This window comes from Methylobacterium dankookense, from assembly GCF_902141855.1.
GTDB classification, from domain to species: domain Bacteria; phylum Pseudomonadota; class Alphaproteobacteria; order Rhizobiales; family Beijerinckiaceae; genus Methylobacterium; species Methylobacterium dankookense.
Genome location: NZ_CABFVH010000039.1, coordinates 14,600 through 25,806, shown reverse-complemented (window position 1 = coordinate 25,806; position 11,207 = coordinate 14,600). Strand labels below are relative to the sequence as shown.

Below are 11,207 nucleotides of genomic sequence, written 5' to 3'. Positions count from 1 at the left end.
GGATACCGCCATGCGCTCCCCCCTCCGCCCCGCCGTCCTCGCCATCGCCCTGGCCCTGTCGTCGCCCTGCCTCGCCGCGGGCCCGAACGGCGGCCAGACGACGGTCGCCGACGGCCATCCCATCGAGTTCGTCGCGACCGATACGGGCGTCACGTTCTTCGTGACCGGCGAGGACGGCAAGCCGGCCGACACGGCCGGCCTCTCGGCCAAGGCCTTCGTCCAGGCGGGGGGCAAGACGGAGACCCTGACCTTGAAGCCGGCGTCGCCGAACAAGCTCGTGGCCGACCTCAAGGCCCCGTTGCCGGCGGGGGCGAAGGTCGTGCTCTCCGCGAAGGTGCACGGGCACAACGTCCAGGCGCGTTTCGAGAAGCCGTAGGGCTGGCGAGCCGGGCGGGTGACGGGCGTTGCCGGGCGGCGGACCCAGGCCCGCCGCCCCTCTCAGGCGAACCGGCCCAGGAGCACCAGCAGCCCGATCACCGAGAGGACCAGCACCGCCGCCTTCAGGAGGTCGCGGCCCGCCGCGCGCCTGACATGGGGTCGGGCCCGCCGCCTGCCGCGCGGATTGCTGCCCCACTGCTCCGTCTGGCGCGCCAGCTTCTTGCCTGCCACGGTTGCGCCCCTTCAGACCGGAAGGTGGGCGGCCTCGGCCGCCAGCGCCTCGTCCTCGACCTGGACGGTGACGTGCTCGATGCCGTGCCGTTCCTTCAGTAGCGCGCGGATCGCCCGGATCACGCCGGGGCCGGCGGCGACGTCGTCCACGACCACGTGGCCGCTCATCGCGTCGAAGCCCGAGGTCAGCGTCCAGGCATGCAGGTCGTAGGCCCGGCGCACGCCCGGCATCGCCTCGATCTCGGCCTTCAACCCTCCGAGGTCGACGTCCGGGGGCGTGCCTTCCAGCAGGACATGGAGCGCCTCGCCGAGCAGGCGCCAGGTGCGTGGCACGATGAACAGGCCGATGCCGGCGCCGACCAGCGGGTCGACCCAGCGCCAGCCGGTCGCCATCACGACGAGGGCGGCCGCGATGACGCCGAGCGAGCCCAGCATGTCCGAGAACACCTCGAAGTAGGCGCCCTTCACGTTCAGGCTCTCGGACGAGCCGCCGGCGAGCATCCGCATGCTGGCGAGGTTCACCCCGAGGCCGACGAGCGCGACCAGCATCATCGGCCAGCCGAGGATCTCGTTGGGCTCGACGAAGCGGCGGTAGGCCTCATAGAGGATGTAGGCGGTCACGCCGAGCAGCACGACCGCGTTGGCGAGCGCCGCCAGGATCTCGAAGCGCATGTAGCCGAAGCTCTTGCCGGGCGTCGGCGCCTTGGCCGCGTAGTGGATGGCGAGGAGCGAGAGGGCGAGGCCGCCGGCGTCGGTGACCATGTGCGCGGCGTCGGCCAGCAGCGCGAGGCTGCCGGTGAGCAGGCCGCCCACCACCTCAGCCAGCATGTAGGCCAACGTCAGCGCGAGCGCCCCCGCCAGGCGGGTCTTGTTCCGGGCTGCCGCCGAGCCCGAGGGGATGCCGCCCCCGTGCGAGTGTCCGTGTCCCATGGTTGCTTCCCGTGTGGCGTGAGGTTCGGACGGACGGGCGGCCTCAGGGGCCGCCGGTGCCGATCAGGTCGGCGACGTGCCCGCCGGCCGGATGCCCGGTCTCGGCGCGGTGCGCCTCGGAGCAGGCGGCGTAGCCGGGGCCGAAGGCGGTCATCACCAGCTGGCGCCTCCCTTCCGCGGCTTCGCGGCTCGCCAGGAGGGCCCGGCCGCCGGGCCAGGCCTCGGAATCGTTCGCGGGGCCCGGTTCAGGCTCGCCGTAGCGCCGGACCCCTTCGTCCCGGATGGCCCGGCGCGCCTTCGCGAGCGCCTCCCCGGACAGGGGCAGGCCCACCCAGATCACCTGCTGCAAACCTTGCTCGCGGCAGACGACCAGGATCACCTCGGCCGTTCCGGGCCCCTGGGCCGGCCCCCAGCCGCGGGGAAAGAACAGGGCGGTCAGGTTCGCCTCGCGGTCGGCCTTGAGCGGGCGCGGCACCTCGGCGACCGGCCCCCAGGCGAGGCCGAAAGGAGCCTCCTGCGCCGACGTCGCGGACAGGAGGCCGAGCCAGAGCAGCGACGCCGGGACACTTCGCGGCATCGGCGCTACTCGGCGGCCTGCCGGAGCGTCTCGCGCGCCCCTGCCTCGGATGGCGGCGCGGCCTCCGGCGCCGCGGCGTCCTTTCCGCCGAAGCGGGCGTACAGGGCCGGCAGGACGACGAGCGTCAGGAGGGTCGCGCTGATCAGGCCGCCGATGACAACGGTGGCGAGCGGGCGCTGCACCTCGGCGCCGGTCTCGGTCGCGAGCGCCATCGGCACGAAGCCGAGCGAGGCCACGAGCGCCGTCATCGCGACCGGCCGGAGCCGGGTCATGGCGCCCTTCAGGATGGCCTCCCGCCTCGGGCGTCCCTCGGCCATGAGCTGCTTGATGAAGGTCAGCATCACGAGGCCGTTGAGGACCGCCACGCCCGAGAGCGCGATGAAGCCGACCGCCGCCGGCACCGAGACCGGCATGCCCCGCAGCCAGAGCGCGGCGATGCCGCCGGTCAGCGCCAGGGGCACGGCGCTGAACACCAGGAGCGCGTCGCGGGGGCTGCCCAGGGCCGAGTAGAGCAGCAGGAAGATCATGAAGAAGCAGACCGGCACCACGACCATCAGCCGCCGCTTGGCCGAGGCGAGGTTCTCGAACTGCCCGCCCCAGGTCACGTAGTAGCCCGGCGGGAGCTGCACCTGCGCCCCGACCTTGGCCTGGGCCTCGGCGACGAGCGAGCCGATGTCGCGGCCGCGCACGTTCGCGGTGACGACGACGCGGCGCTTGCCGTTCTCGCGGCTGATCTGGTTCGGGCCCTCGGTCACCGAGAAGCTCGCCACCTGCTTCAGGAGGACCGAGCTCGCCCGCCCGTTCGGGCCGGGCGGGAGCGGCACCGGGATGTTCTCCAGCGCCTCGCGGTCCTCGCGAACCTTGTCGGTGAGGCGCACCACGATGGGGAAGCGGCGGTCGCCCTCGAAGACGACGCCCGCCTCCTTGCCGCCGATGGCCGCGCCGATGACCTCCTGGATGGCCCCGGTGCTCAAGCCCAGGCACGCCGCCTCGGTCTTGTTGATCCGGATGTCGAGGAAGGGCAGGCCCGCGGTCTGCTCGACCTTCACGTCCTCGGCACCGCTGACGCCGCGCAGGATGGCGGCGACCTGGTTGGCCGCCTTCAGCATCGGCTCGAACTCCTCGCCGAACACCTTCACGGCGAGGTCGCCGCGTGTGCCGGCCAGGAGCTCGTTGAAGCGCAGCTGGATGGGCTGCGAGAACTCGTAGACGTTGCCGGCGAGCTCGCCGACCGCCTTCTCGATCTGCTCCTGGAGTTCGGCTTTCGACAGGCCCGGGTCCGGCCATTCCTCCTGCGGCTTGAGGATGACGAAGGTGTCGGACGAGTTCGGGGGCATCGGGTCGGTGGCGACTTCTGCCGTCCCGGTCTTCGAGAAGACGTAGGCCACCTGCGGGAACTTCGAGACGACCTTCTCGACGTTGAGCTGCATCGCCTGCGACTGGGTCAGCGAGGTCGAGGGGATGCGGGTGGCGTTGAGCGCGATGCTCTTCTCGTCGAGCTGCGGGATGAACTCGGTGCCGAGCCGGGTGAACAGCACGCCGGCCACGGCGAGCAGCAGAAGGGCCGCGCCGACGAAGGCGAACGGTGCCCGGACCGCGGCGCCCAGCACCGGCCGGTAGACGGCCTTGAGGGCGCGGATGATGAGGTTGTCCTTCTCGGTCACCTTGCCGGTGATGACGATGGCGATGAGCGCCGGCACGAAGGTCAGCGATAGGACGAAGGCCGAGGCGAGGGCGATGATGACGGTCAGCGCCATGGGCTCGAACATCTTGCCCTCGACGCCCGTGAAGGTGAGGAGCGGCACGTAGACGAGGATGATGATCGCCTGCCCGTATAGGGAGGGCTTGATCATCTCCTCGGCCGAGGCCCGCACCGTCTGCAGGCGCTCCTCCAGGCCGAGCGTTCGTCCCAGCGCGTGCTGCTTCTCGGCGAGGTGGCGTAGGGCGTTCTCGGTGATGATGACCGCCCCGTCGACGATTAGGCCGAAGTCGAGGGCGCCCAGGCTCATGAGGTTGGCCGAGATCTTCGCCTCGACCATCCCGGTCATGGTCATCAGCATGGCGACCGGGATGACGAGCGCCGTGATGATGGCGGCCCGGATGTTCCCCAGCAGCAGGAACAGGATGACGATGACGAGGGCCGCGCCCTCGGAGAGGTTCTTGGCCACCGTGCGGACGGTCGCCTCGACGAGCAGCGTCCGGTTGAGGACGGTCTGCACCTCGACACCGGGCGGCAGCGAGCGCCGGATCTGGTCCATCTTCGTGTCGACCGCGACCGAGACGGTGCGGCTGTTCTCGCCGATAAGCATCAGCGCGGTGCCGACGACCACCTCCTGCCCGTCCTCGCTGCCGGAGCCGGTGCGCAGGTCGCGGCCGATGCGCACCTCGGCGATGTCCTTGATGCGGACCGGGACGCCGCCGCGGGTGGTGACGAGGACGTTCTCGATCTCCTCCATGCTCTCCAGGCGGCCGGCGGCGCGCACGACGTAACCCTCGCCGTTGTCCTCCAGGTAGCGGGCGCCCTGGTTGGCGTTGTTGGCCTGGAGCGCGCGGGCGACGTCGCCGAAGGAGAGGTCGAGGGCGGTGAGCTTCGTCGGGTCCGGCTGGACGTGGTACTGCTTCTCGAAGCCGCCGACGACGTCGACGCCGGCCACGCCCGGCACCGTCTTGACCTGGGGCCGGATGATCCAGTCCTGCACCGTGCGCAGGTAGGCGGTCTGCTCCAGCTCCGTCTTGAGCCGCTGCCCCTCCGGCGTCAGGTAGCTGCCGTCGGGCTGCCAGCCGGGCTTGCCCGCCTCCGAGACCTTGCGCTCGCCTGGCTTCGCGTAGTGGACCGACCACATGTAGATCTCGCCGAGGCCGGTCGAGATCGGGCCCATGTGCGGCTCGGCTCCGGGCGGCAGGTCCTCCTTCACCTGGGACAGGCGCTCGGCGACCTGCTGGCGGGCGAAGTAGATGTCGAGTTTTTCCGCGAAGACGGCGGTGACCTGCGAGAAGCCGTTGCGCGAGAGGGAGCGCGTGTACTCCAGGCCCTTGATGCCGGCGAGCGCGGTCTCGACCGGGTAGGTGACCTGCTTCTCGATGTCGACCGGCGAGAGAGAGGGCGCGACCGTGTTGATCTGCACCTGGTTGTTGGTGATGTCGGGCACCGCGTCGATGGGCAGCTTGGTGAGGGCGTAGCCGCCGAACCCTGCCGCGAGGAGCGACAGGAGCAGGACCAACCAGCGCTGGTGGACCGAGAAGTCGAGGATGCGGGAGATCATGTCCGTTCCCCTCAGTGGTCGTGATCGGCTTCGCCCTTGCCGAGCTCAGCCTTGAGGAGGAAGGAGTTGGCGACCGCGATCTCCTCGCCGGGCTTCAGGCCGGCGGTGACCTCGTAGGAATCGTCGTCCGAGCGACCGAGCTCGACCTCGCGCTTCTCGAAGCCCGCCTCGGTGCGCACGAAGACGGCGCGCTTGCCCTCGACCGTCTGCAGGGCCGATTTCGGGATGCGCACCCCGACCTTGTCCTGCGCGATCTCGACCTCGGCGGTGACGAAGGTCCCGGGGCGCCAGGCCATGTCCTGGTTCGGCAGGGCGACGATGACACGGGCCGAACGGGTCTCCTGGTTCAGGAGCGGGCTGACGAAGACGACCTTGCCTTCGGCCCGGCGGTCGCCGCCCTCCTGGCTCGGGGTGACCACGACCCGGGCGCCTTCCCGCACCCTCGCGAGCTCGACGGTCGGCACCGAGAGCTCGATCCACACGGTCGAGAGGTCGGCGACGGTGTAGACGTCGGAGGGGTCGCCCTCCTTGCCGACGGCGGTGCCGACGTCGACCTTGCGCTCGACGACGCGACCGGCGAGCGGCGAGCGCAGCTCGTACTGGCGCAGGGTGGAGGCGTTCGGCGTCGCCTCGTCCTGCTTGGCGAGTTTGGCGACCTCGGCGGCGTTGAGGCCGAGGGCCGAGAGCTTCTGGCGGGCGAGGTCCTGCCGCAGGGCCGCCTCGGTGTAGACGGCCTTGGCGTTCAGGTAGGCCGACTCGGCCGAGACCCGCTTGTCCCAGAGCGCCTGCTGCCGGTCGAAGTTCGTCTTCTCCAGCTCCGCCCGGACCACCGCGGTGAGGTACTCGCTCTTGGCGTCGGCGACCTCGCGGCTGTCGAGCACGGCCACGACCTCGTCCTTCTTCACGAGGTCTCCGAGGCGCTTGCGCATCTCGGCCACCGTGCCGACGACCTTCGCCGGTACCCGGGCGATCCGGTCGGTATCGGGCGTGATGGTGCCGGGCACGAGGATGTGTCGGGCGAGCGTCCCGCCCTCGACCTTGGCGACCTCGATGTCCTGCCCCGCGACCTGCTCCGGCCGCATCCTGATCACGCCTTCCTCGGCGTGTTCCTCCCCCTCCTTGTGCTCGTGTCCGCCATGGGCGTGACCGGCGGACTCGTTGCTAGGCTCGGCCTTGTTCGGCGCCTTGTCGTGGCCGTGGCCGTCGCCCTCCGAGTGCGCCCCCTCGGGGGCCTTTGCGGGCGCGGCGGCGAACGCGAACAGGGTCGGGGGCACGCCCGCGGCGGCGAGGGTACCCCGAACGAAGTCGGTGACGGCGGGGGCGGCGGCGGCGGTGGCGATGCCGGTGGCCAGGAGGACCGCGGAGAGGAGGATACGCATGGGACCTGCTCGGACGGGCTTCCGCTCGGCGCGGAGCGCGCTCGCGGTCGGACCCGTTGTTCACGTGAGGGACCCGGCGCCGCGGCGGGCGCAGGGCTGGGACATGCGCCGCGACGGCGCCGTCACCTCACGCGCGAGGGGGCCTGGGCAGTCGGTCGGGGGCGATGGAGGAGGCCATCTCGCTCAACCGGGCGTAGACCGGCGGTGCGGCTTCGAGGCAGGGCATGACGGGGCCGCTCGCCGCCGTCGGGGCGACCTGGTGGCAGCCGCAGTGGATGTGGCAGGCCAGGCCGGGGTCGCCGGTGCCGGGAGCCGGCGCGGCGTCCACCACCGTCAGCTCCGCCGCGTGACCGTGGCTTTCGTGGAACGCGAGGTCGTCCGCGTAGCCGGCGACGGGCGCGACCAGGGACAGGGCGAGGACGAGCGCGAGCAGGCGGGCGGCGACCGCCCACCATCCCCGTGCCGCCCGTCGGCGGCTATGCCCGTGCCTGGAACCCATCTCCCGCCTTATGTGCGATTCCCTCCGGATGACACAAGCCATCGCTCCGGCCCGTTGAACATGGTCTGAACGAGACTACCCCAAGTCCTGGGAGGTCATCATCCGCTCCGACACTGAAACGGCCAAGACCGGGAAGTAGATCCCACGGCGCAAGGGCCAGGTCGGTCACACCGCGCGGTGGCGGGCCAAGCTGGTCCGCGCGCCGGTGCTGCCGGACCCAGCACGGATACGGAGCAGAAAAAATCCCGGAACGGTTCTTTTGGGCCGCGCATTCTCCGCCCAACCTCGAAACCAGGAGACCTCGGATGAAGATCACGATTGCCGCGCTCGCCGCTTCCGCCGCCCTGGCCCTCGCCCCCGCCAGCGCGATGGCCCAGCACGTGGACGTCGGCCCCGGCGGCGTCTCGGTCCATGGCGACCATCATCATCGCGACGTCGAGCACACCCACGGGGTGGTCGAGGAGCATCACCACGACCGTCCGGTCGTGCATGACCACCACGACGACGTCCACGAGCACACCGTGGTCGAAGAGCACCGCCACTAAGCCCTGCGCCGGGAGGGCCGCGAACCGGGCAAACCCGGTTCGCGGCCCTTCTCGTTTTCCGGTACCTTGAAGGTTACCGCTTCCTGAACGGCGATTTCAGAGCGCGTTCAATCTGGGTGTCCCAGGGTGGCGGCCACCTGGAGTTTCCTTCGGAGCGACACATGAGGACGATCTTCGCGGGCCTCGCGGCGGCCCTGATCCTCGCGCCGGCCGCGGCCTCGGCCCAATACTACGAGGGCGGCTACGGCTACCGGCGGCCGCATGACCACGTCGAGGTTTACCGTCACGGCGACCATGAGGACGTCGTCGTTCGGCACCACCACCCGCGGCGGTACGAGGAGCGGCGGTTCTACGAGGGACGGCCGCACCACCATCATCACCACGACTTCGACGACTGACGCCGTCGGACCGGTTCGCTGTGGCCCGACCCGGCTTGCGCCGGAGCGGGCCTTTCACGGCGCGCAGGGGGGCGAAGGCAAGGAGCAAAGGCAGAATACCGCTTCCCCGGCGGCTCCCGCCGAGGCGTCACTTCCTGCCGTGGCTGTGCCCGTGCGCGTGGCCATCGTTCTCGTGGTGAACCGGCTTGCCGTCGGGCCGGATCTCCTGGGCCTCGCGGACGCGCGGGTCGTCACGATGGGCAGGGCCACCCGAGACGTTGCCGGTGTTCGGCACCGCCCGCTCGGGGCTCGCGGCATTGCCATGGCCGTCGATGGCCAGGGTCGGCGCGACGGTTCCGGCCAGCGTTCCCGCGGCGAGGATGGCGACCACAATGCGCTTCATCGGTCAATCTCCCGTTTCCCTGCGGCGTCGGCCGCTCGGAGGTTGAGATAGCCGCGTCGTTTGTCCCCCGATTGCCGCATACGTGACGAAGTGTGTCAGCCGGCGGAGCCGGCCCGAGGCAAGCGGATCTCGGCCCTGAGGCCGCCATCGGGGCGGTTCGCGAGGGTAAGGGTGCCGCCCTCGGTCACGACGGCGCGCCTGGCGAGGGTCAGCCCGAGGCCGGTCCCGCCGGTGTTGCGGTTGCGCGAGCCTTCGAGCCGGGTGAAGGGCTCGAAGGCGCGGGCGATGTCCTCCGGCGGGATGCCGGGACCGTCGTCGTCGACCCGCAGCACCAGCGTGGTCTCCTCGGCCTCCAGGCCGATGCGGGCCCGCGCGCCGTACCGCACCGCGTTGTCGACGAGGTTCTCCAAGACGCGCCGGAGGGCCACGGGTCGAACGGTCGCGAGGGCGCGCCCGGGGCCCGCGTACTCGACCTCGCGACCGGCATCCGACGCGGCGTCGGCGAGACCCATCAGCACGCTCGCGACGTTCGTGACCTGCCTTGCCTCGGGGTCGGCGTCGCCGCGCAGGTAGGCGAGCGTGGCGTCCACCATCGCCTGCATGTCGTCGAGGTCGGAGGCCATGGCACGTCGCTCCGCCCCGTCCTCCACGCGGTCGAGGCGCAGGCGGAGGCGGGCGATGGGCGTGCGCAGGTCGTGGGAGACGGCGGCCAGCGCCTGGGTCCGCTCGGCGAGGAGGGCGTGGATGCGCTCCTGCATGGCGTTGAGCGCCCGCCCGATCCCGCGCGTCTCGTCCGGACCGATCTCGGGGATCCGAACGACCGTGCCATGGCCGATCCGCATCGTGGCGCGGGTCAACGCGCGCAGGGGACCCGCGATCCGATGCATCAGGACGACGGCCGCCGCCCCGACAAGGATGGTCATGGCCGTCGCCAGCAGGGCCCAGGGCATGCGGTGGGTCGAATCGGGCGAGTGGGCCGACCGGAAGGTCAGGAAGCTTCCGTCCGGCAGCGGCAGCGCCCCCCGGAGATCCTGCCGGTGGAACGGCTCGCCGGGAGCATCCTGGCTGAGGGCGAGGCCTTGCCCGAGGACCGGTTCGAGGTCGAGGACCTGGTCACGGAAGGTTCGCAAGGCCGGGTCCGTGCCCCGGCCGTCGGGCACGTCCCTCGCCCAACCGATCTCGAAATGGCTGGACGACAAGGCGCGCGCCTCGGCGGTCCGCGCGTCTGCCGGCCGGCGCAGGACCGCCTCGCGCGCCAGGACGAGTTGCCGCGCGACCTCGCTCGCGAAGGCCTCGTCGGCCGCGGCCGCGGCCGACTGGCGGTAGAGCGCGAGGGCACCGCCGTGGACCGCGAGGACGGCCAGGAGCAGGACCGCGACCGTGCGCCCCTCCAGGCTCCGCGCAAGGCCGACGAGCCCCCTCATGCCCGCTCGACCTTGGCCGCCAGCATGTAGCCCGAGCCGCGCACGGTCTTGATGACGGGGACCATACCTTCGGGCGGTTCGAGCTTGCGACGCAGGCGGCTGACAAGGGTGTCGACGCTGCGGTCGGACGGCGCGGCGAGGCGCCCTCGGCTCATCTCCAGGATCTGCTCGCGGCCGAGCACCCGCCCGGGATGCTCCAGGAAGACCAGCAGGAGGTCGTGCTCGGCGCCCGACAAGTCGACGGCGGCCCCCTCGGGGTCGGTCAGGGCACGGCTGCGCAGGTCGAGCCGCCAGCCGGCGAACGCAAGTGCTTCCGGCCTTACCGCCGCGGCCGGCAGGGGCGCGATGGCGGCGCGGCGGAGCACCGCCCGTATCCGGGCGAGGAGTTCGGGACGGCCGAACGGCTTGGCCAGGTAGTCGTCGGCGCCGAGTTCCAGCCCGAGGACGCGGTCGGCCTCCTCGTTGCGGGCGCTCAGCATGATCACGGGGACGGTGCCCTTCGCGCGCAACGCCCTGAGCAGGTCGATCCCCGAAGCGCCGGGCAGCATGACGTCGAGCAGGATGAGGTCGACCGCGCCCTCGGGCAGGTGCGACCACATCTCGGCGCCGCTTCGGCAGCCCGTCACGCGATAGCCGCTCTCCCGCAGGATGCGGGTGACGAGCACGCGCATGCCGTCGTCGTCCTCGACGAGGAGCACATGGGGTGCGTCGGCGTCCACCATCGTCCTTTCCCCTGGCCGCTTGGCCGCTCGTTCAATGCCGCTCGTGCAGGCACTCGCCGTGGTCGGCGAGCACCTCGATGATGCGGCATTCACGGACGTGGCCGCCCGCGCACTGACCGACCATCGCCCGCACCTCGTCCCTCAGGCCGGTCAGGCGCGCGATCCGGTCGTCGATGTCGGCGAGGTGTTTGCGCGCAATGGCATCCGCCTCCGCGCACGGTCGTTCCGGCTGGCCCGCCAGGTCGAGCAGGGTTCGGATGTCCTCGATCTCGAACCCGAGCTCGCGCGCGTGCCGGATGAACCGCAGGCGACGCACGTCGGCATCACCGTAGGTGCGCCGGTTCCCCTCGGTGCGCTCAGGCGTCGGCAGCAAACCCCGCTCCTCGTAGAACCGGATGGTGGGGACCTTCACGGCGGCCCGCCGTGACAGCTCCCCGATGGCGATGGGCTTCATCGAGCTTGCTCCTCTAGCCGCTGGA

13 protein-coding genes are annotated in these 11,207 nt (G+C 71.3%); 3 read left to right on the top strand and 10 right to left on the bottom strand.

Translation table 11 applies throughout. The features are described from left to right. Positions 1-10: 10 nt before the first annotated feature. Entirely contained in the window at positions 11-376 is a 366-nt protein-coding gene (locus tag MTDSW087_RS22345) for a hypothetical protein (protein ID WP_144767079.1), read from the top strand. 62 nt (positions 377-438) lie between these two features. Here the strand turns inward: MTDSW087_RS22345 and MTDSW087_RS30365 are convergent, their stop codons facing one another. The 6 genes from MTDSW087_RS30365 to MTDSW087_RS22320 all read right to left on the bottom strand — a co-directional run bounded on the left by MTDSW087_RS30365 (position 439) and on the right by MTDSW087_RS22320 (position 7,257). Then, on the bottom strand, positions 439-609 hold the full coding sequence (locus MTDSW087_RS30365) for a hypothetical protein (RefSeq protein ID WP_186383961.1): 171 nt from the start codon (positions 607-609) through the stop codon (positions 439-441). A gap of 12 nt (positions 610-621) precedes the next feature. After that, positions 622-1,539: a cation diffusion facilitator family transporter gene (locus tag MTDSW087_RS22340; RefSeq protein ID WP_144767078.1), complete on the bottom strand. Its 918-nt coding sequence runs from the start codon at positions 1,537-1,539 to the stop codon at positions 622-624. Between the two features lie 43 nt (positions 1,540-1,582). After that, positions 1,583-2,116, bottom strand: coding sequence for a threonyl-trna synthetase (locus MTDSW087_RS22335; RefSeq protein WP_144767077.1), 534 nt, complete (start codon positions 2,114-2,116; stop codon positions 1,583-1,585). 5 nt (positions 2,117-2,121) lie between these two features. Continuing rightward, the gene (locus MTDSW087_RS22330) at positions 2,122-5,379 is read right to left on the bottom strand and encodes an efflux RND transporter permease subunit (protein WP_144767076.1); all 3,258 of its coding nucleotides are present in this window, start codon (positions 5,377-5,379) and stop codon (positions 2,122-2,124) included. A gap of 11 nt (positions 5,380-5,390) precedes the next feature. After that, positions 5,391-6,758 (bottom strand): efflux RND transporter periplasmic adaptor subunit, encoded by a 1,368-nt coding sequence (locus MTDSW087_RS22325; RefSeq protein WP_144767075.1) that lies wholly within the window; start codon positions 6,756-6,758, stop codon positions 5,391-5,393. A 127-nt stretch (positions 6,759-6,885) separates the two neighbouring features. After that, on the bottom strand, positions 6,886-7,257 hold the full coding sequence (locus MTDSW087_RS22320) for a hypothetical protein (RefSeq protein ID WP_144767074.1): 372 nt from the start codon (positions 7,255-7,257) through the stop codon (positions 6,886-6,888). A gap of 305 nt (positions 7,258-7,562) precedes the next feature. Here MTDSW087_RS22320 and MTDSW087_RS22315 point away from each other — a divergent pair, with 305 nt between their 5' ends. Then, positions 7,563-7,802: a hypothetical protein gene (locus tag MTDSW087_RS22315; RefSeq protein ID WP_144767073.1), complete on the top strand. Its 240-nt coding sequence runs from the start codon at positions 7,563-7,565 to the stop codon at positions 7,800-7,802. Positions 7,803-7,963: 161 nt separating this feature from the next. Continuing rightward, entirely contained in the window at positions 7,964-8,200 is a 237-nt protein-coding gene (locus tag MTDSW087_RS22310; protein ID WP_144767072.1) for a hypothetical protein, read from the top strand. A gap of 127 nt (positions 8,201-8,327) precedes the next feature. On the opposite strand, the gene MTDSW087_RS22305 is transcribed toward MTDSW087_RS22310, so the two are convergent. The 4 genes from MTDSW087_RS22305 to MTDSW087_RS22290 all read right to left on the bottom strand — a co-directional run bounded on the left by MTDSW087_RS22305 (position 8,328) and on the right by MTDSW087_RS22290 (position 11,182). Beyond that, on the bottom strand, positions 8,328-8,582 hold the full coding sequence (locus MTDSW087_RS22305) for a hypothetical protein (RefSeq protein ID WP_144767071.1): 255 nt from the start codon (positions 8,580-8,582) through the stop codon (positions 8,328-8,330). A 95-nt stretch (positions 8,583-8,677) separates the two neighbouring features. After that, complete coding sequence (locus tag MTDSW087_RS22300; RefSeq protein WP_144767070.1) at positions 8,678-10,006, bottom strand: ATP-binding protein; 1,329 nt, start codon at positions 10,004-10,006, stop codon at positions 8,678-8,680. Beyond that, entirely contained in the window at positions 10,003-10,728 is a 726-nt protein-coding gene (locus MTDSW087_RS22295) for a response regulator transcription factor (RefSeq protein ID WP_063111994.1), read from the bottom strand. Before MTDSW087_RS22295 ends, MTDSW087_RS22300 begins: the two co-directional genes overlap by 4 nt. A 31-nt stretch (positions 10,729-10,759) precedes the next feature. Continuing rightward, positions 10,760-11,182 carry a MerR family transcriptional regulator gene (locus MTDSW087_RS22290; RefSeq protein WP_063111995.1) on the bottom strand — a complete coding sequence of 141 codons (423 nt, stop codon included), beginning with the start codon at positions 11,180-11,182 and terminating at the stop codon, positions 10,760-10,762. Between the last annotated feature and the right edge of the window lie 25 nt (positions 11,183-11,207).